Genomic DNA, 21,043 nt, shown 5'->3' on the forward strand with positions numbered 1-21,043 from the left:
AATATCGGCAACATTTTTATACATCGTAAGCCACATCGGTAATTTCTGGACTTTCTATAGCTACAGCCTGATTCCTTCTCTCCATACCTGGGATGTCATTGTTATGCTTCTTATTCTAACTGCACTGACAAGAACATTCTTGTATAAAAAAGCTACTGTGGAAGCGAATGCCACAGGACAGGGTTTTGTAGAAGATAATGCGATTGAGCTGCCAGAACACGATAGTTTTAACCGGAAAGAGCTTGCTAAAGGCATTGCTGAGCTCATCACGTTGACGAAAAATAAAAAATCATTTGCAATAGGTATTTTGGGCGCTTATGGCAGCGGTAAGACCTCTTTTATAAATCTCATAAAACAGTATTTTGATAAAGCAGGGGTCGAAATTATTGATTTTAATGCCTGGAGTCCTGATGGTGCGCAAAATATACAAAGGGATTTCTTTGACCTGCTTGCTTCAAGGTTAAATAAAATTGATTCACGGCTCTCTACAATGGTGCTTGATTATTCGCGGAAACTGGCCCGGACAGATTCGGGCTTTGAGAAGGTGATCAGACAGCTCGGTTTTGCCGGCAGGCTTTTCGGAAGCGAAACCTATACGGACGATTATGAACGTATCAATGCGGCGCTAAAAGTATCCGGCAAAAAAATAGTTATCATCATCGATGACCTGGATAGGCTATACCCTGAAGAAATCCTTGAGATATTGCGCCTTATCAGAAATACGGCAGACTTTGCCAATATATTCTATCTGGTGGCTTATGACAGGGATTTCGTAAATGAGGCTGTCAGTTCCCTCAATGCGAATGTAAAACACAGTTTTCTGGATAAGATTATGCAAATGGAAATACCGCTTCCAAAAAGGGATCACGACGCTCTTTTGATCCTCCTTGAAGACCATTTGGGCAAATTTATCAATGAGGAACATCTGGAAGCTTACCGAAACCATATCCTTCCCTCAGGCTTTGGTGGAAAACATGAATTTTCCTTTGAGGAGGTTTTCAGGCAGTCCCGGGATGTAATCCGGTTTGCCAACAGTTTTACAATTACCTATTCCAAACTATCGGAAGAGGTAAACTTTGAAAACCTTTTCGTTTTGGAACTTATCAAGTTCCGCTTCCCTCAGGTATACGACAGGCTCTACGAAAGCAGGGAGGATTTTATCCACACACCGGGTTCCCGTGCACTACACGCGCAGGTTTATGAGCTGAAGAAATATGGAGAGGGTAGGGAAAGTAAGTTTGAGGCCGAGCGTATCCTTAGAGCGGAAGGCTACTATAGCGAACCGGATATTGACCTGATTGTACGTTTATTGCAAAACCTCTTCTTTAAGTTTGACAGGATTGTGGAATCGAAAAATGCAATCCTGTATCCAATGTGCTTTGATCGTTACTTCCGCTATCGCCTCTCGGCTTCAGAGCTATCGGAAAGGCAGTTTAAAGAGGCATTCGCTGGAGGCCTTCCCACAATGCAGGCTTTAATCGACCGATATCAACAAGATGATCTGCTACGTAAGGTACAGGCACGGCTATTGCAGATCAAGGCCAAAACGAAACAGGAATTCGAACTGCAGATCGAGAGCCTGTTTTATGTGGGATCACACTATATCGTATCCGACAACAGGCGTACCTTCGATTACCAAGCCCTGGTCCGTTTACTATGGAATCATGAGCATGCTATTGATAAAATGTATTATCGAAAGGAGACAAATGGCCTTGGCTCTTTTCTAACGCGTTTGTTTACAGAGGCTGTACACCCCTATATTTTTTACCATTCTCTGATTTATTATATAAAAGAAGATAAGACGGAAGTGGGAATTGAAAAAGAAACACTCTTAGCCTATCAGATCAGTTATTTTAAATCCCATGTAGAGAAAGAAGGTTTAAGTGAAGAGGCAATATATATGTTTTTTGGGACGAAGAGAGACGAATTTATACCGCTTCCTGACGACTCAAAAAGAGGCCATATGAAAACGGTGATTGAGAAGGATATGGCAGTGGCTATACGAGAGGTTTTACCTGCCTATGACCCTTTTTATTTCCTTAAGCATTCCATTAAATACGATATGCGTAACGGAAATATTTATACGATTTCACCACAAATTCTGGAAATATTCAGTTCTCCTGCTGAATTACGTAAAGTGGCTGAAACCAATAGTTTTATAGATGAGACCGTACGCACAGAATATCTCGCTTTTTTTGATCTCAGCCAGGCCAATGGTTTTGATAAATGGACTGAATACGAATTCACCACTGACCTTAAACCGAATTAATAACTACCGGATTGCTTACACCATCACTTGACCATTATAGAGATTACCCGGGATTGGGATGTGTTTGGTAAAATTGGTAATCACTGTGCCGCTGTGGGACCTTTAAGTGAGTTTCTTATCAGTTGGATGAGTTCGATTATCAGCAACAAAACAATGTAATAGCCGGCCATCGTTAACAGGGTTTCCTTAAAACCTTTAATAATTTTAGAGGCCAGCCAAATCCCTAAGAAAGGGGATATAATTTTTCTGATACGATTAAGTATGGAATTGATGCTCAAACAGCATCCTGTAACTGTAACCGCAGAGGAGCATAATAAAATGACTTCTTTATTTTCCCTTAAACCAGTTTTAATATTTCTGACAATCGAGTTGAATAACGCAGTCAAGGCAATAAAACCTAAAAAAGTCAGTGAAAGGAAACAGATTGCAAGGTGTTTGAGTGTAACTAAAGAAAGTAATAATGGTGCAGTTTTCCCAAGTATTACGATTGTAAACAATGCGGAGCCGATAGGTACCAGCACCTTTTTGAAAGTAGTTGTATTCATGGCGTATATAAATTAATTAAGGCATATAATGCTACAAATGTATATAAATATTTGAAATCTAGTATAGTGTAAAGAAAAATACAGATAGACAGTTATAAATATTGCAACCTGACTCCTCTGATTATCTCAGCCTGTACAAACACTTATAATCCTTAATTAAATATAAAGGACGATAGATAAACGCTCCTTTGTTGCAGGTTTATTTTATCAGCCGGAAGGTGAGATTGATTCTAGGCAGCATATCTTTGGCTGACTTAGGTATATGATGCTCCCAATAAGTATTGGTAGTTCCGGACATCAAAAGCAGTGTGCCGTGATGAAGCAATATTTCCAATTGCCCTGCGTCCTTATCGCTTTTATGCCTGAAACGGAAGGGCCTTGTCTGGCCAAATGTAACTGAGGCAATACAGGGATTGCTGCCAATCAGGTGTTCCCTGTCCGAATGCCAGGCCACACTATCATTGCCGTTACGGTAAAGGTTCAGAAGTACTGCATTGAACTCAAGTCCTGTTTCTTTCACCACCTTTTCTCTCAGCGCCGATAGTTCCGGAGTCCAGGGCAGCGCTTTCTCTCCGGCCTCTTCGGCAGATCCGTACCATGCCACCATTCGGGGAGCAGTTACGATCTTATCATACATAGGCATTGCATACTCCCGCCATGGCGTAGTGTGCAGCAAAGAGGTATAATAGGAATCTGCCTCCTCTTTTGGGATAAAGCCATCGCATTGCATGAGCTCCAGGTCAGGCAGGTCATATTCCTTTTTCGGCATGGAGCCCACGGTAAATAAATCTGTATCGTTGAATAGTGTCATAACTTAATTGTTGCTAATGTTCCTAATCCGAAATCTTTCAAATTTCATTCTATAGTCCTGGTTTAGTTTATCTGAAATTCCGTCCTTTATGGAATACCGCCTCAGGGCTTTTATCTTCAGGAGCCAAAACAGGCTGCGTGGGCTCTTCATGAGAAATATCATTCCTGTTGCGCAGCAGGTAGGTGAGGTTATAGCAGGCTGTTGCGACAACGTGGATGACCTCGCCTTCTATCTGCACTTTGCCCTGCACCATCAAAAGGCGTGACTGGACAATATCACGGCGGTAGGTCTCAAACACTTTTCCCCAAACCACCAGATTAGCAAAACCGCTCTCATCCTCAATAGTAACAAAAATCACGCCTTTGGCAGTGCCGGGCCTTTGGCGTACGGTAACCAGCCCGGCTACAGCAACAATGTCCCCATTTGCCATTTTGGGAAGATCTGCTGTAGGTAGTATACGCATGCTGTCCAGCTGCGGGCGTGCAAAACTTACAGGATGTGCTTTTAAGGAGAGGCCGGTAGTTACATAATCCTCAACTACATGCTCGGCATCAGTCAGCAGCGGCAGTTCCAGCTGTCCTTCTCCGGCACTCACCGAAGGTTGCCCTTCAAACATCCCGATAGGGCTGTCTGATAAAGAAGATACCTCCCATAGTGCCTTTCTGCGATCAAGCCCAATGGAGCGGAACACATCGGCATCCGCCAGCCTCTCCAGTGTTGCGAGTGAAAGTCCAGCATCCAGCAATGTATGTACATACCGAAAGGCTTTTTTCTGACGTGCAGCCATAAGCAATTGCACATCATCAGACGACAGACCTTTTACCTGCCTAAAGCCAAGACGAAGGGCAAAGTAGCGACCGGATTTTTCCTCAAGGGTATTGTCCCAAAAGGAATGATTGATATCCACGGGCCGTACTTCTACACCGTGCCTGCGTGCATCAATGACAATCTGGGCAGGCTGGTAAAATCCCATAGGCATGCTGTTGAGCAGTGCTGCGGCAAACACATCAGGGTAATAGCATTTTATATAAGAGGATACATAGACCAGTAAAGCAAAGCTAGCTGCATGGCTTTCCGGGAAGCCATAGGATCCAAAGCCCTCCAGCTGACGGAAAACCCGACGGGCAAAATCTTCCTGGTATCCTTTGGCTACCATGCCGTTTACCAGTTTTGTTTCCCAGTCACTCACCTTGCCTTTGGCCTTAAAGGTGGCCATGCTTCGCCTCAGCCCATCGGCTTCGGCCGGGGTAAAGCCCGCCGCTACGATAGCAATTTCCATGGCCTGCTCCTGGAAAAGCGGCACTCCCAGGGTACGTCCCAAAATTTCCCTCAGCTCTTCCGAGGGATATTCTATAGGATCGGTACCGTTGCGACGCCTCAGGTAGGGGTGTACCATATCCCCCTGGATAGGGCCGGGGCGAACGATGGCTACCTCTATGACCAGATCATAAAAGCACTTTGGCTTCAGGCGTGGCAGCATTGACATCTGGGCACGGCTCTCGATCTGGAAAACCCCAAGGGTATCCGCGTGGCTGATCATCTCATATACCGCAGGATCATCTTTTTTGTTGATTTCCGCCAGGGTATATGCCTTGCCATAGTGCTCTTTGCAAAGGTCAAAGGCTTTTCGGATACAGGTCAGCATCCCCAGTGCAAGCACATCCACCTTTAAAAAGCCAAGTGCTTCTATATCGTCTTTGTTCCATTCTATATTGGTACGCCCTTCCATACGGGCATTGAGTATCGGGCACAGATCGGCAAGTTTATCACGGGTGATGATAAAGCCACCGGTATGCTGGCCGAGCTGCCTTGGAAACCCAACGAATTCCCGTGTCAGTTCCAATGTTTTCATCAAATGCGGATCAGAAAGATTAAAGCCTTCTGAGGTGATACGCCCTTCTTCCAGCTCATCGCGGAATTCCTGTATGGAGGCAGCCAGCCTGTCCACCGCATCGGTTGATAAGCCCATAGCTTTTGCTACATCCCGTACGGCTCCCCGCCAGTGTACCTGCGTTACCGTAGCTACAATTGCGGCGCGCTCACGGCCATATCTCTCATAAATGTACTGGATGACCTCTTCACGGCGCTCGTGCTCGAAATCCACATCGATATCAGGCGGCTCATCCCGGGCATCGGACATGAAACGCGCAAAAAGCACCTTGAATTTGGAGGGGTCTACCGAGGTTATCCCTAAACAATAACATACTACCGAATTGGCGGCAGACCCACGCCCCTGGCACAGGATATCGCGCTGGCGCGCAAAGCGCACAAAATCATATACCGTTAAAAAATAGGAAGCATACTCCTTGCGCTCCATAAAGTCAAGCTCATACCGGATGGTTTGGGCAATCTTTTCAGGGATCTTGCCACCGAATTTCTCCTTAGCGCCCTGCCAGGTAAGCATTACCAGTTCCTCCTGCGGGGAGCGTCCTTCTGAGGTGATCTCCTCCGGGTAGATGTATTTTAGGCTGTCCAGGGAGAACCTGCATGCATCGGCTATCTCGCATGCAGCACCAAGCGCCTGAGGGTATTGCCGGAAGAGCCGCTGCATCTCATCGGCAGGTTTGAGGTAACGCTCCGCATTCTGATGCAGGCGAAAGCCTGCCGTATCTATGGTGCATTTCTCGCGGATGCACGTTAATACATCCTGTAGTTGCCTGCGATCCGGCAGGTGGTAATGGACATCGTTGGTAGCGACAAGTGTTAACCCCAGCGTTTCTGATAACTGCCGGATCCTGTGCATACGTTTGTTATCATTGGCCTGATAGGAACGGCTGATGCCCAGATAAAGATAACTGCCCAAATTATCCCTGTATTGCTGCAATTCCGCCTTGTAACTGTCCTCAAAATCAAAAGCCTCATTCAGGGAAAGTGGGGGCAGGGCGATAAATCGCATCCCCCGGGCATGTTGATAGACATCGGCCTTATAGAGGTGGCATTGCCCCTTTTCAGCACGTTGGTTACCGGTGGAAAGCAGCTGTGAAAGCCCGGTGTAGGCCTGCTTATCGGTTGGGTAGGCAAGCAGGGGAGGCCCGTCCAAAAGCTCCAGCCTGCATCCTATAATAAGGCGTATCCCTGCTTTTTTTGCCGCCACATGGGCACGTACCACACCAGCCAGGGTATTATGATCGGTAATCGCAAGCTCCTTATAGCCCAGCCTGGCTGCCTCTTCTACAAGTTCATGAGGGTGCGAGCCTCCGCGCAGGAAGCTGAAATTGGTCGTAATCTGTAATTCTGTGTAGCTCATGCAAAAAATCCATGTAAAAACCATTTGGGGCGCTCACCATCATAGGGGCCGGAGCGGAACATCCAATACCGCGCACCATTCTCATCTTCAACAGTATAATAATCCCTGTATAGCCCGTCTGAGAGCCACCATTCCTGCTCGATACGCTCAGGCCCGTCGGCCTTCACGACAGTATACCGCTGCCTTTTATAAAGAAATAGCATTGGCGGGTAGTCGGGCAGCAGCGCAGTCACCTCAATGGCTTCAGGCAGGGGAAGCAGGTGAACCGGACGTGGAAGGTCGCTGCGCCAGCCTGTTGCAGGCTTCTCCCAGATAGGGGTAGCCCTTTTCATCGAGCGTTCGGGCCAATGGTGCTCTACAGGCAGATACCGGCTTATGTTAGAGGGATTAACTTTTGCTGCCACGCGGTCCAGCAGTTCTGCAACCTTCCTGTCATTTTGTGAGGCTGCATCCCATAGGGCTGCCTGTTCCCGGGTCATCTTTTCAACTTTTGGGGCTTCCAACACAAACAATTCAAAGCCTAATGCCGGCTCCAGCGTGGCAATCTTATGCTCAAAAAGCCGGAACAAATGGTTAACATTCCGGGAAGGGTGTCCGGTACCAATGCTTATCTGCTGTAGGGCACCGTCAACCCTGTAGGCCCGGAATATGCACTGGCGCAGGCCTATTCCTTCCGACTCAAAGCGATTGCAAAGCGTATCGAGAAGTTTTTTCAGCGCAATGGTTATTCCTGTGTTCGAGGCAATAGGTTCCATACTTGAGAGTCTCTCCTGATAAGGTTCAACCGGTTTTACAGGTACCATAAGCTCTATTTCCCTTCCCAGGGCCTGGGATATCCTTTTGGGCAGTTCCTGCCCGAAACGCCTGCGAAGCACTGAAGGAGGCATATCTATAAAACTGCCTATCTGCTGCATTCCCAGCTTTTTCAGCCGTGCCAGGATTGTGACATCCAGCCTAAGCGCTGCCGCAGGGAGGCTTTTCAGCACTTGCCGCTGTTGCCCAGGGTTTACAATGGCCCGGTGACTGCCAAAGCGCGCCACAGCCCATGCAGTAGCGACAGTGTCGGCTATGGCTATCTGTACCGTATAGCCATAGCTACCCAATTTTGTACTTATATGCTCAAGGTAGGCAGCCTCCCCACCCCAAAGGTGCGTACAGCCGCTACTGTTCAGTACCAGCCCATCAGGCAGGTCCACAGCCGCAAAAGGCGTATAGCGTATGGCCCATTCCGCCAAAGCCTGTAGTAGTTTTTCAGCCCTGCCGGCTTCAGTTTCCATTACTTCCAGCTTTGGAAAAAGAGCCTTACAGTCCGCCAGTACCATTCCGGTATGGATGCCTTTTTGTGCTGCCTTTTTGCTAACAGCATCAATAACCATCCTGCCATGCCGCCGGGAGGCCAGCACAAAAGGGCTGGCCCTGAATTCAGGGTGTCTGCGTGCCACGTAATCCGTGAGAAGGTGAGGGAATGCTATGGAAACATACCGTGCCATTATCCTGTATAACGTTTGTTTAAAAGCGGTTCTGAATTATTTTTCTCTCCCAAAGGCACAAAGCTGCTTCCCGACCAGCTGACCTGCCATGAAAGAGGCCTTCCGTTGCGTACCTTGAGCAGTTGCACATCCCATGCGCTGAAACCCACTCCGGGCAGATTGTCAACAGATACACTGGGTAGCGTAGTTATCTTCCAACGGGTAGTACAGGCCAGGGCATTCTCAGCGCGGGGGCAGAGACGGTGAATGAAGCCGGTTACCCCGCTGTTCTCTACGGCCAGCTGTAGCCTTCTGGAATCTGTAAAGCTGAGCTCCCTTATCTCGCTTATGACTGCCGTAAGGGCCTCACATTTCAGGGCTTCCTCTAAAATCCATAGCGCATCTTTGGGATGCGCAGCATTTATAAATACGATACGGTCGGGCTCCAACCCGAAATTCCTGAGCCCTGAAGGATAGATATCCCTGTTTCTTGAGATCCACAGGCAGAGGCCGCCTTTTCGCATCAGCCTGCCGGTGAGTGCTGTAATGAATCCTCTTGTTGCGGCAGCATTTGTAACCTCATAACTGATAAATTCATGGATAGCCCCGGTTGGAAATACCTGTCCCGGAAAAGCGGCTGTAAAGGGAGCAAGATCACCATGGGCTGGTTCACGCAATGGTTTGCCCAGTCCCTGCATGGCATCGATCTTTGCCTGGAGCTGCCGTACGATTTCTATTTTCTCTGCCGAAGGGATCATGCTGAATTTTATTTCTGAACTCTATTACGATACAAAATTAGACCAGAATGAAACAAAATATTATATATTTGCTGTTACAAATAGTAACAATTTGCTTATGTCTCTATTTTCCGACAACATCAGGTTCTTAAGGATCCAAAAGAAAATTTCACAGGAAAAGCTCGCCGAGGAGCTTACTATAACGCGTGCAAGATATGTCAAATATGAGTCCGGGACCTCAGAGGCCCCTTATGATATCCTGAGACGCATTGCTCAATACTACCACTACAGTATTGATATCCTGTTATCGGTTGATATCCGAAAAGTGGACACCAACGGATTAATACGGCTGGAGGATAACCGTATCCTTTTGCCCATTACGGTAGATCAGGCCGGGGAGAACACCATAGAGATCATTCCCCAGAAGGCAAAAGCGGGTTATCTGAACGGCTATAGCGATCCGGAATTCATAGAAGGGCTGCAGCAGATATCGCTGCCCTTTCTGAAAAACGGAAAATTCAGGGCATTCCCGGTGACAGGTGATTCCATGCCTCCGCACAGGGATGGTTCTTTTATCGTTGGCCGTTATGTAGAGAGCCTGGGAGAAGTCAGGGATGGCAAAACCTATATACTGCTTACCAAAGAGGAGGGGATCGTATACAAAAGGCTAAACAAAAATGGAAAAAATAACCTGACGCTCATTTCCGATAATACTTTTTATGAGCCCTATAGCGTTAAGCTTTCCGATGTGCTCGAGATATGGGAATATGCCTGCAGTATTGCCACCAAAGAGTTTGAACCTGACGATATGCAACCCCAAAGCATCCGCGAGCATCTGATAGGAATACGGAATGAAATAAAAGCATTAAGCAAAATAAAACAATAATCACGTCACAAGACATCTATTAGAAACATGGACAAGGGCATACGTCTTAAAATAAGAAAAGAGTTAACCACAGAGCAGGAAAAGAAAGTAATACAGTTAAAAGGAACGCTCATTTCAGGGACTTATACTGATATTATCCATATCAGTGATGAAGGAGAAGATTTTTATATCAATCATTTTGTAACAACGTCAGAAAAAAAGCAGCAAGCCCTTGAATTTATCACATTATACCTAAAGGAAAAAGAGTTGGAAAGCATTTTATGGATATTGTAATGCCTAAGCCAGTGGGCTTTAGACAGTATTAAGCAGGCAGGATAAAATTTCATCTACCTCTTCCTGTCCCAGGCAAAACCATTCGCCACGTACGCGCTGATGTAAATATTTTGCATGTAGATTTTTTTCAAAATCTGCTGCCAGTTTGCGAGTCATGAATCTTCTACTGCCTAAGGTTGTTATTTCCGGATCTTCGGAACGTAACGTTTTTTCCCTGTAATCGGGATTTTTAGACATTCCAATTTTATAGCGCCTGTTTTTACAGTCCTGCATGAGATATACATAACATGCTGCGGTTTTTGAGGTCTGATCCTTACCCGACCTGAATTTGTTTTCAAATACATAATTGGAAAACTCAAGGCATTCCGAATAATGTTTCTCGGTTAAAGATATAAATGGGGTATGACTTTCCTTATCGTAAATGCCATCCGTGCAAGGCTTTTCTCCGGCAATCGAAATCCGGTTGTCGGTATCATAAAGATTGACCTCGGGGCACATGTTGCTAAAGGCAAGATAACCTGTACTTTTGGAACGTGAAGGCTGCTCGGATATGACAGGGATCTTCTTTTCATTAAAATCATCCGGCAGTACTCCTTCACTTATAAGTGTCCTGACGTAATCATTGGTATAATTTACTTCTGAATAATCCGAAAAGAAATAGATGGTCCTTGCATGCCTTTCGCAATATTGTAGCAGGGGACAGCGTGAAGGCAAGCCAAGATCAAAACTTTTTTTTTGGTAATGCTCCTTATTCATCAGTTATTGCCTTTTAATCCCTTATAAATTTCAAGATGTTTTTCCAGTTCAAATCCCAATAATATCAGCCGACGTATGCCATCTGTAATGGAATGTTTCAGAAAGAGGTTTGCCGAGGTGCATTCTACAAGCCACAGATCAGTCTGAAAATCTGCATTTTTTTCTTTGCCGTAATAGGGCACATTAAAAATAATAAAAGTACTCTCTTTTATCCTTTTATAGAAAAGTGGCATTCCCTTTTCAAAATTTCCTTTTGTATCAATAGCCTCCTTAAAGCCCTCTTTTTGCATGAATGCTTTAAATGCAGTTTCCCTGTTTAGGTTTTTTATACGAAATTCCCTAGGCATCAATTTTCTCATCGTGTCTTATTTTGGAGTTTCCATCTGTCCGATTATCTTATTGACCTCCGTTTCCGTATTTTTTAGCTTTTCCTGACAAAAAGTGATTAATTCTGAGGCTCTTTTCACTTTATCAGCCAAAAGATCAACCGAGATAGTCTCGTTTTCAATTTCACGGGCTATACTTTCAAGCTCGGCGTAAGCCTGCTCATATGTCAAGTTCTGTTCCATCATAGTCTGTTTTGTTCTGTATTGTTGCAGTCAGTGCGGTTTGTGAGAGGATTACATCAATTTTCATTCCCGGTTCAAGCATTTCAGGATTACTGATTACCTTACCTTCCAGTTTAATTATAGCATAGCCTTTTTTAAGGAGATTCCTGGGTGAGATCATTTTAAAAAGTGTGGTGAAATTATCGAGTTCCCTTTTCCGGTTTTTATTGTATTGAGCGTTAGCAGTGCTGATACGCTCACGGAGATTTCCAAGGCCGTTGTTTTTGTGATTCATGATACGCAACGGTGAGGCCGTCAGCCTATTAGCTGTTACATGGAGTTTTTGGCTGTTGCTAAGGAAAATAGTACCGGTAGCATTTATTGTCAGCAGATTGAGCTTAACAAGGGCATCTTTCCTTTCGCTTAATGTATCTTTTACCGTATTGGCCAGGTTATGTCTCATCTCTATGAGTGCACGCCCATGAACGGTAATTAATTGCTGGGATGCAATTATTATATCCTTTTGAAAGGAAAATAGCCTTTCTTCAAAACTCCTGTTATGAGCAATAATAAATTCTGCAGCTTTAGTAGGGGTTTTGGTTGGGGTATGGACCATCATATCGGTGATACTCTGATTTTTTTGGTGTCCGATACCTGTTATGATCGGGATAGGAAATTTGGCAGCTGCACGCGCAATCCTATAATTATCAAAAATTAAGAAATCAGTTTGTGCACCACCGCCACGGGTTATCACTACAGCATCATATCTTATCCCGGAATCATACACAGCAATTAATTTCTCCAATAAAAGCCCTGCATTTTTATCTCCCTGTACCGTAGCAAAATAGTCATCTACCTTAAAGGCGTAACCAAAAGAATTGTTTTCAAGGGTGTGCCTGAAATCTTCCGCTCCCGCTGAGATGGACGAAGAAATAAGTGCAATACGTTGTACTACGGGGTTAAGCTTTAAACGATTATTATCTGTTATATAGGCTTCACCAATTTTCTGTATGAATTCATTCTGAAGGACAAGGCGCCGTAATGTCGCATTGCGTTGCTGCTCCAGTTGCCCCAGGGTATAACTGGAATCAATATTTAGTAGTGTGATCGCCAATCCGTAAAGCGGATGGTATTCCACGCTCACCTGTAATAATACCTGCAGGTTATTGGTAAATCTCTGCCCGGTTGTATTTTCGAATTCTGCAATACGCAATGAACCGTTACCCCAGGCTTTACCGTTGATCTTAGCAATTATGGCATTTGACCGAGGGTCTTTTTCCACCAACTCAAAATTGTGGTACTGCTTATCGGCTTTATAGGAATGGCTGGTAATATCAGCAATCACCCAAAAGCGCATTTCCCTGAAAGCATCTTCTAAAGTACTAGCTATGCTTTGGGTAAGCTGGGAAAGCCGAATGGGATGGTTAACCTGTGTATTCATAATGCTAACCAAAGATAATATTTATTATAAATAATAGATTGGAAGACAGACAGAAAATGTAGGCATAAAATTATGTATTCCTAATCAAAAGCATTAAAAAAACTCATTTTTTTCTGATTCCAATATTTAAGACCATAACCGTTATTGTAATTAAATTTTTGTTAATTTGAAATATAAAACCAATATTGATTATGAGTTTCAGATTAATTGCTATACGACCACTTGAGGGATGCATCGATAAATTTTTAAAGAATCTTGAAATTGGAAAAATTTATCCTTTATATAGTGAATACGAGTATGCTTTTGAAAATGGTGACCCTAAAGCAGAGCTACTTTCAATTGCACCCAAGGCTTCGTCGGTCCCCTCGGATTTTTATGACATCAATAATCTGAGTATCAATATTTCAGCTATTGTCGGAAAAAACGGAAGCGGTAAGAGCAGTATCTTAGAGCTTTTCTTTTGGGCCATTAATAACTTTGCCACCAATTTCCTGTATGAATCCCAGGAGAAGCAAAAAACACATAGTATTACGGCTAATCTCAAGCAGGTGGAAGGCATTTTTGTAGAATTCTATTTTACAGCACTTGATGAAATCCTAAATGAAGATCATGATGGAAATAAAAGAAAAGATAAAGAAGGCCTAATTATAGAAAAAACGAATTATTATAAGATAAAAATCGGGTCGGCCATAGAAAAGAAGCCAAATTATGAAGCCTACAGAATGGAAGACGGAGAGTTTCGTCTATTGACCGAAAAGGACGCTTTTGGATTGAAGGATCTTTTTTATACAGAAGTGGTAAATTATTCCCATTATGCATACAACAGTAAAGAACTGGATTTCTGGATCGACGGGCTTTTCCATAAGAACGATTCCTACCAGACCCCACTGGTGCTCAATCCCATGCGCACTGAGGGTAACTTTGATATCAACCGCGAAAATGATCTGTTGCGACAACGCCTGCTTGCCAATATATTACGCCCTTCAGCTAAGGATGGGAGCGCCGATTTCAGAAATTTCGGTGATAACCTTAAGGCAGACCACTTACTATTCTCATTAAAAGACAAAAAGCAGTATGTAGAGTATGGATATGACAAAAACACTGATAAACCACATACTATACATCTTAGGATATTTGAACTCCTCGAATTGGAAGATAAGCTGGTTGAGGAACTGGTCCGTTATTATCTGAAAGATTCCACAGCGCTTGTAAATACAGAAAGACCATATTATCAGGAGGTACGAAGTTATATCTTATATAAAATTGTGAGCATTTCGGAAAAATACAAGGAGTATAACGATTACTTCCCTTATTTTAAAAAAGCAGACAGGCAATTATTGTTAAAATCAAAAGGTAAAATATCAGATGCAAAAAATATTGAAAAGATTATATTCGATATCGGAAAGAATTTCGATTATAAATTTCTAAAAAACCTGGCCGATGATACAAGCCATATCACTTTTAAACTTAAACAAAGCCTTAATTATCTTATAAACGGGACTATCGATTATCCTTTGGACGAGCCAGTTACCATTGAGGGGCTCTCCAATAAAATTTTTGCACTAAAATCAGGCAGGAAACTTATAGAGCTGCTGCCACCACCTATATTTAAAGTAGACATTATTTTAAAATCGCTTAGGGGGGATGACAAAAAGGATATTTTTATGGAGCGCCTCAGTTCGGGAGAAAAGCAGCTGATCTATTCGGTCAGTTCCATACTGTATCACCTGTCAAATCTTAATTCTGTTTCAGAGAATAAGGTACAATACAGGTATATAAACCTTGTCCTGGAAGAAATAGAACTGTATTTCCACCCGGAATATCAAAAAAAATATGTAGACTATCTCCGAACCAGTATCGGCAGGCTGGGATTGGATAAGATAAAAGCCATAAACATTATCCTGGCAACACATTCACCCTTCATTCTTTCGGATATTCCCAAACAAAATATCTTATATCTTGATATCAATAAAGAAAGTGGTTTTTCCAAGCCATTGGATTATAAAAAAATGAAATCATTTGGGGCCAATATATCAGATTTGCTGGCGGATAGTTTTTTTATAACTGACGGGCTCGTAGGAGATTTCGCAAAAATTAAAATACAGGAAGCACTAAGCTGGCTTCACAAAGAAGGCAAAATAATTAAGGATATGAAATCCGAACCAAGGAATCTGAAGCGCTTCAGTTCCAGAGCTGGAGAACAAAAATACTACAAACAGATCATTGAACTGGTGGATGAGCCACTGGTAAAACAAAAGCTGCGATCCATGTACCTTGCATTTGTCACGGATGATCAGCGGGCCAAAGAAGAAGAAATCGCAAGACTGGAAGAGGCTATCACTAAATTAAAAAAGGATAAAGATGCTTAGTGTAAACTTCGGTAAGGCCTCAGAACAGTGTCAGGATTTCTGTATGGGCAAAAAAATAAATGGTGTTTTCCTAAAAGGCATGATCGGGTGGGTAAGCAAAAGAGCCAATAAGTATTTATCAGGCCAAAATTTGGCACTTAATCCTGACCCCGGACATCTTGAAGCCTTACAAAACTTAAAGGCTGCACTAACCCCGGTACATATCGCAGCAATACTGGCCTGTCTTCCCGAGGGTTTATCTGAAAAAAGTGAAGCGTACACAGTTTATCGGGACCTGAAATTAACCTATGCCACAAATAATGGAGAACTTGTAACGGGATCGGTTCTGGGGCTGATATTTAATTACAAAGCTTTTCGTTCCTATAAGGCGAGTATATACAACGGTTATACCCTGGCAGAACAATTGGGAATTGATTGTTGTCCGTACTGCAACAGGCATTATACGACAACCCATCATACATATTATGTAAATGATAATGGAACAGCAGTCGAAAAAAGAGTTTTTCCTGAATTTGACCACTTTTACCCCCAGAAATTACATCCCGTACTGGCACTCTCATTCTATAACCTGATACCCAGCTGTACGGTATGCAATACCCATTACAAAAATTCGAGGGACTCGGCTCATCTTTTTCATCCTTATACCCTACACCAGCACGGAGCTTTTAGGTTCACCGATTTCCCTAAAGATGTGGCATCCCTTTATGGCGGAGGATCCGCTATATCAATTGGATTTGAATACAACTGTACGGATGAAATGCGAATCCGCCTAAGCAACTCAAAGGCTTTTTTTGGGATCAAAGATATCTATGACAAGTGTCATGGTGAACTGATTCGTGATATAATCTTCAAAAAAATTGCTTTTAGCAAGCGATATATGGAGGAGCTTGCCGGGGCCTACACCCTTACTTTTGAAGACGCCTACAAAATAGTTTTTGAATGTCATTTTGAGGATGAGAATGTCCATAAACGCCCTTTCAGTAAACTTAAAAAAGATATATTTGAAAGTCCAGATCTATAGTGAAAAAGGCAGCAAATCAACGTATTAGCTCCTGAAATTTTTCATGCAGAACCTTCTTATCAGGTAATTGTGTCTGATATTGCGCCACCATGGTAGGTGAGAGGCTTCGGCTCAGGGAGTATTCTACGACCTCGTTATCCTTGTCCTTGCAAAGCAGGATGCCTATACTTGGATTTTCATAAGGCTTTTTGATATCCCTGTCTAATGCTTCCAGATAGAAATTAAGCTGTCCCAGATGCCCGGGCCTGAACTTGTCCGTCTTGAGCTCAATGGCGATCAGGCATTGGAGCCCGCGATGATAGAATAGTAAGTCGATATAAAAATCACTGCTCCCTACCTGAAGCTTGTATTCCTGGTCAAAAAACAGGAAGTCCTTACCCAGTTCCATGATAAAATCTTTCATTTGGGCAATCAGTCCCTGTTGCAGGTCGCGTTCGCTATAAGGTTCCTGAATATTCAGGAAATCAAACATGTAGCTATCCTTAAAGGTATTTGCTATTTCCGGATGAATTTCTCTCATTACCGATGAGAGTTTTACATTTCCCATGATAGTCCTTTCAAAAACCCCGCTGCTGATCTGCCGCTCCAGTTCCTTTACGCTGAATTTCTCCCTCTTACAAAGGTTCAGGTAAAATTCCTTCTCTTCTATTGATTTTGTTCTGCCCAATATGGCCAGATTATGGGTCCAGGTAATTTCTCTCATCAGCGATGAGAGTTTTGGATAAGCCTTGTAGGCCTCATAGAATTGCTTCATTCGCCAGAGGTTCTTATCCGAAAATCCTCTTACCCCCGGCTCCTTTAACTGCAAGTATTGGGCCAGGTCACTGACTACCGATTGCCCCCATTCTGCATTGTTAACCCTGCGGCTTATATATTCCCCTATATTCCAGTAAAGATCGATCAACTGGGTATTAACGGCCTTTATGGCCTTGCTGCGTGCCTGCCTGATGAGCTGTGCTACATCGGCAAACTGATCCTGTATAGACTGCATAATTGAATGTATTACTTTTTTATTACCATATAAGCCAGTGCGGGATCACTGAGCAAGCGTTCCATTTCTGATTGTATGATTTCCTGGATGTCCTGTTTTACCTGAGTATAATTTCGCTGAACCATAAACGGCTCAAGTTTTCTTATCTCCTGAATATCCCGGTATGCCATTTCTTCCGTTCTGATCTGATCATGGTCGTTCTTAATCTCGCAATGGAAGGTTTTCAGTTCAATCTTGTTCAATGGGTCATCGGCTACCATGCCTACGAATTCCCCGGAGGACAACGCCGCAATCTTTGAGGCGGGAATAGCGGATTCCAGCTGTTTGGACCGGCTGATGGAAGTGTCATTGCTATTAATGGACAGGCTTTCCCTGTCCTGCATAATTTTTCCGAACCGCTCCGAAAGCTGTTTTGCCGTATCACCGGTAACCTGCCCACTGATGATGTTACCCGTAATATTCATAATCACATCGGCCTGTTCCCTGCCGTAATCCTTACGTAGCTGGCTGAAATCCTGGATACCCAGGCAGGTTGCAACCTTATTGCTACGGGCCGTAGCGATGAGGCTGTCCATATTGTTCAGGTATATCGTAGGGAATTCATCAAAAATAAGGCTGCTTTTCTGTTTCCCTTTTTTGTTGACCTGCTTTACCAGCCGTGTCACATAAAGGGAAAGTACAGCTCCGTAGATCTGGATCTTTTGGGGATTGTTGCCCATGCAGACAATCTTCGGATCATCAGGGTTGTTGATATCCAGGTTAAAATCATTTCCTGAAAGCACATAATACAATTGGGGAGAAGACAGGCGCGCCATAGCCACCTTTGCTGATGCGATCTGCCCCTCAAGCTGCTCCATGACATCATTGAGGTAAGCATTGACAAAAGGGTTGATCAATACCTCGATTTCCTTTTGGGTACGCAGCAGGGTAAACATGCTATCATAATCGACCTGCATGAGCTCGATGACATGGGGAAGGGTACAAAATTCCCCGTCCTTGTATTTCCTAAGGTACCAGATAATGGCCGTCACAAAATTGATGGGTGATTCGACAAAGAAATCTCCCTGCTTTTTGATCCATTCCCTGTTTAGCCCCATCAGTATGGTACGCGCCGACTCCGCTGCATCAGTGATATCTGTCATAGCCGAGGGTTCTAAAGGATTGCATCGGTGGGTCCGGCTCAGGTCATCAAAATTGATGATATAGAATTTCGGTGGTACAGCATAACAGTCCGTGTGTTTCAGCCAGGTATTGTAAGCAATCCTTGTGAGGTCATCAAATTTGAAATCATAAACGAACATGGTAAAACCCTTGCGGATATGCTGGGTTATTACATGGCGGATCACAAAATAGGATTTACCCGAGCCCGGCGTACCGAGTACCATAAGTGCCCTGAAAGGATTGATGATATTAATCCAGCTGCTGCGTACTTTATCCTTAAGGTGATAACATGCCGGCAGGTTAATGGAAAATTCGTTCTCCAAAAGCCTTTCTTCCTGGGGAATAGTCTCATTGAGCTTATTGAATATATCACGCCCGTCCAGTTTCCTGCGGATAATGCGTGAGAGTACTGTACCGGCCCTGAGCAAGTATAGATAACCGGAAACAGTAGTCATCATATAGAGCAGGGCAGTGGTGCTTTTTTCAAGCCTGCTATGGAAAATCAATTGGGACGCAAAGTATAGGACCAATCCGATTCCGGCATACTTTAAGGCAATCCTTTTTTCAAGCTTTTCATCTTTTTTTCCCCTTGCGCCAAGCAGGCTTATGAGAAGGAACAACAGGCTTATGAGCTTTGCTTTCACAAAAGGTGTAAACAACCCTGTCAAAATTATATTTGAAAGTATGCGGTCTGAAAGGCCACTGTGCATACCCCAGGCAAAAAATATCCAATAGCACTGATAATAAAAATGCAGAAAGAGCACCACAAGGCTGATAAGCCTTGTCATATCAAGTATTTTTCGCAATGCCTGCTCATTTTCACCCGTCTGCATCCCATGCTATTTTTAATTGTTATCCGAGGGCCCTTTTCTTCTCCTTCTTTTCTTTTTCCGTTTAAATTCCCGGGGCAGGAAAGCTGTAGATTGCTCTGCTTTTGTAAAGCTTTCTATTATTCTGGATATGTCCTTTATTATAGGGTTTATAAAGGCATCATACCTAATATTCTGCAGCTTCGCCAGACTCTCGCCAACTGAAATTTCTGCCTGTTTTTCAGTCTTCCTACCTACAGGAAAGCGCTCCTGTATTGCTTTGGCACTATACTGCTTTCCTAAAGTGCTTCCGTTAAAGACACCTCCCGTGCTATGGTCGATATAGGTAATCCCATAAATAAATCCCTGTTCATTTACTCGTTTCACTAATGCAATCCCTTCTTTTGACAAGCTGTTTTCCAAATCCTGAAATCCGGCCTTGGTATTTCCATACGAGAGCTTATCGATAACATTCATTATCCTTGCCTTTTTAGGCTGTGCCGTAATCTTATTGCTGATGAATTTGGTGGACAGCCTTGATAGGGTCGGGCGGCTGTAAAACAGGCTTGCTTTTATGGGTACACCCGTAGCATTTCCCTGTTTGTCAATGATGTGGTACAGTAATCCCTTATGGCGATTGACACTTGAATTTTCTTTACCATTGTCGGCCCTTACATTGTATAGTCCCAGTACCGCATTCAATTCGGCAAGGCTCGTATAACTGTATTTGTCAATTACTACATCCAGTACGTTTTGAATCGCGGCTTTGGTTTCAGTCGTTCCATAAGTGATTTTTTTTGCCGAAACAGCCTGAAGCCTTTCCGTATGCCGTTTTTTATCCTGGGCTTTGACCAGTCCGAATTCAGTTTCTACTTCTTTTCTGGCGGGTTCGGATTTGCGTATGGCCAGATGGTGCAGGTCTATCCTTTTACCGGAAGATTCGATATTGGTGGTTACCAGATGGATATGCGGATGCCCCGCATCGTGGTGCTGATATACCAGGTAAGGTTGGTTCCCAAAACCCAGTTTTTCCATATAACTACCGGCTATAGCCTTCAGCTTATCCGTTGATAAACCATTTTCAGACGCATCAAAATTCAGGGAAATATGTAAGGTGTTCTGCATTACGTTCCTGTTCAGTTCCATCTGTAACATTAATCGTTTCATTTTCATGGCGATAGTCATAAATGGCGCATCAAGTGGATAATTCACAGCAGCGATGCACACTGCCTTGCCCTGCTTTACCTTGTTTTCATTGTAGTTTATTATCCTTTGCATACGGCCGCTTACCTTAATTACCGCAACCATTCCTCTGTGAGTGTTTTAAGGATGGATTTTATCTCTGTTGTCTTTTGTGTAAAAACAGTCGACTGAGTGTCATACTCCCCCTGCCACAAGGCAATTTCCCCGTGTCGTAATGTATGCAGCTTTTTTGCGACCTGATTGATGTTGTTGCCTATGGCGTTGAGCTCCCTGTTAAGGATAGCCATCTGCTCCAACAGGGCATCCTGAGATAAATTCCTGTAAGTAGTTATAACAGGACGCTCCAGTAAGACCGCCCGGATGTATTCACTGAATGTCCTGCAGGTCGTCCGTTTAAATTTCTTATGTATCCCGTTATATTCTCCCGTGGTCAGCCTTACATGAACTAACCTGATCCTATTGTTTTTCACTTTCATAACCGCTCTTCATTATTGCCAAATTCATTTC

The 21,043-nt window shown here is 43.6% G+C and carries 18 protein-coding genes; 5 read left to right on the plus strand and 13 right to left on the minus strand.

All coding sequences use genetic code 11. From position 1 onward, the window contains the following. Nucleotides 1–103: 103 nt before the first annotated feature. Complete coding sequence (locus NU09_RS04305; protein ID WP_262708014.1) at nt 104–2,269, plus strand: KAP family NTPase; 2,166 nt, start codon at nt 104–106, stop codon at nt 2,267–2,269. An 80-nt stretch (nt 2,270–2,349) separates the two neighbouring features. On the opposite strand, the gene NU09_RS04310 is transcribed toward NU09_RS04305, so the two are convergent. From NU09_RS04310 to NU09_RS04330, 5 genes are all read right to left on the minus strand, one after another. Further along, nucleotides 2,350–2,814: a hypothetical protein gene (locus NU09_RS04310; protein ID WP_129750033.1), complete on the minus strand. Its 465-nt coding sequence runs from the start codon at nt 2,812–2,814 to the stop codon at nt 2,350–2,352. A 199-nt stretch (nt 2,815–3,013) separates the two neighbouring features. After that, the gene (locus NU09_RS04315) at nt 3,014–3,625 is read right to left on the minus strand and encodes an alpha-ketoglutarate-dependent dioxygenase AlkB family protein (RefSeq protein ID WP_129750034.1); all 612 of its coding nucleotides are present in this window, start codon (nt 3,623–3,625) and stop codon (nt 3,014–3,016) included. Between the two features lie 67 nt (nt 3,626–3,692). Then, the gene (locus NU09_RS04320; RefSeq protein WP_207209756.1) at nt 3,693–6,896 is read right to left on the minus strand and encodes an error-prone DNA polymerase; all 3,204 of its coding nucleotides are present in this window, start codon (nt 6,894–6,896) and stop codon (nt 3,693–3,695) included. Beyond that, nucleotides 6,869–8,314 carry a Y-family DNA polymerase gene (locus NU09_RS04325; RefSeq protein WP_207209757.1) on the minus strand — a complete coding sequence of 482 codons (1,446 nt, stop codon included), beginning with the start codon at nt 8,312–8,314 and terminating at the stop codon, nt 6,869–6,871. The genes NU09_RS04320 and NU09_RS04325 overlap by 28 nt, the downstream gene beginning before the upstream one ends. Nucleotides 8,315–8,361: 47 nt before the next feature. Further along, nucleotides 8,362–9,099: an ImuA family protein gene (locus tag NU09_RS04330; protein WP_129750036.1), complete on the minus strand. Its 738-nt coding sequence runs from the start codon at nt 9,097–9,099 to the stop codon at nt 8,362–8,364. Between the two features lie 97 nt (nt 9,100–9,196). On the opposite strand from NU09_RS04330, the gene NU09_RS04335 reads away from it, so the two are divergent. Then, nucleotides 9,197–9,964, plus strand: a complete 768-nt coding sequence (locus NU09_RS04335) for an XRE family transcriptional regulator (RefSeq protein WP_129750037.1) — start codon at nt 9,197–9,199, stop codon at nt 9,962–9,964. 27 nt (nt 9,965–9,991) lie between these two features. Then, nucleotides 9,992–10,237 (plus strand): hypothetical protein, encoded by a 246-nt coding sequence (locus NU09_RS04340; protein WP_129750038.1) that lies wholly within the window; start codon nt 9,992–9,994, stop codon nt 10,235–10,237. A gap of 18 nt (nt 10,238–10,255) precedes the next feature. Here the strand turns inward: NU09_RS04340 and NU09_RS04345 are convergent, their stop codons facing one another. From NU09_RS04345 to NU09_RS04360, 4 genes are read right to left on the minus strand one after another with little or no spacing between them, the layout of a single operon-like run. Beyond that, entirely contained in the window at nt 10,256–10,993 is a 738-nt protein-coding gene (locus NU09_RS04345; RefSeq protein ID WP_129750039.1) for a GIY-YIG nuclease family protein, read from the minus strand. Further along, a complete protein-coding gene (locus NU09_RS04350; protein WP_129750040.1) occupies nt 10,993–11,352 on the minus strand; it encodes a hypothetical protein in 360 nt (119 codons plus the stop codon). Before NU09_RS04350 ends, NU09_RS04345 begins: the two co-directional genes overlap by 1 nt. 6 nt (nt 11,353–11,358) lie before the next feature. After that, nucleotides 11,359–11,562, minus strand: a complete 204-nt coding sequence (gene xseB / locus NU09_RS04355; RefSeq protein WP_129750041.1) for an exodeoxyribonuclease VII small subunit — start codon at nt 11,560–11,562, stop codon at nt 11,359–11,361. Next, complete coding sequence (locus NU09_RS04360; RefSeq protein ID WP_129750042.1) at nt 11,540–12,982, minus strand: exodeoxyribonuclease VII large subunit; 1,443 nt, start codon at nt 12,980–12,982, stop codon at nt 11,540–11,542. Before NU09_RS04360 ends, xseB begins: the two co-directional genes overlap by 23 nt. Before the next feature lie 191 nt (nt 12,983–13,173). Between NU09_RS04360 and NU09_RS04365 the strand changes: the two genes are divergently transcribed. Both NU09_RS04365 and NU09_RS04370 read left to right on the plus strand, forming a co-directional pair. After that, a complete protein-coding gene (locus tag NU09_RS04365) occupies nt 13,174–15,351 on the plus strand; it encodes an AAA family ATPase (protein WP_129750043.1) in 2,178 nt (725 codons plus the stop codon). Between the two features lie 79 nt (nt 15,352–15,430). Further along, the gene (locus NU09_RS04370) at nt 15,431–16,372 is read left to right on the plus strand and encodes a hypothetical protein (RefSeq protein ID WP_129750044.1); all 942 of its coding nucleotides are present in this window, start codon (nt 15,431–15,433) and stop codon (nt 16,370–16,372) included. Between the two features lie 16 nt (nt 16,373–16,388). Here NU09_RS04370 and NU09_RS04375 read toward each other — a convergent pair whose 3' ends face one another. The 4 genes from NU09_RS04375 to NU09_RS04390 are packed head-to-tail and all read right to left on the minus strand — an operon-like array spanning nt 16,389 to nt 21,012. Then, nucleotides 16,389–17,363, minus strand: a complete 975-nt coding sequence (locus NU09_RS04375) for a YhcG family protein (RefSeq protein ID WP_242501823.1) — start codon at nt 17,361–17,363, stop codon at nt 16,389–16,391. Nucleotides 17,364–17,374: 11 nt separating this feature from the next. After that, nucleotides 17,375–19,357, minus strand: a complete 1,983-nt coding sequence (gene mobC, locus NU09_RS04380) for a conjugal transfer protein MobC (protein WP_129750045.1) — start codon at nt 19,355–19,357, stop codon at nt 17,375–17,377. Nucleotides 19,358–19,369: 12 nt separating this feature from the next. Further along, on the minus strand, nt 19,370–20,641 hold the full coding sequence (locus NU09_RS04385; RefSeq protein WP_129750046.1) for a relaxase/mobilization nuclease domain-containing protein: 1,272 nt from the start codon (nt 20,639–20,641) through the stop codon (nt 19,370–19,372). Then, nucleotides 20,629–21,012: a plasmid mobilization protein gene (locus NU09_RS04390; protein ID WP_129750047.1), complete on the minus strand. Its 384-nt coding sequence runs from the start codon at nt 21,010–21,012 to the stop codon at nt 20,629–20,631. The genes NU09_RS04385 and NU09_RS04390 overlap by 13 nt, the downstream gene beginning before the upstream one ends. Between the last annotated feature and the right edge of the window lie 31 nt (nt 21,013–21,043).

The sequence above is a fragment of the Flavobacterium beibuense genome (assembly GCF_004151245.1).
Taxonomy (GTDB): Bacteria; Bacteroidota; Bacteroidia; order Flavobacteriales; family Flavobacteriaceae; genus Flavobacterium; species Flavobacterium beibuense_A.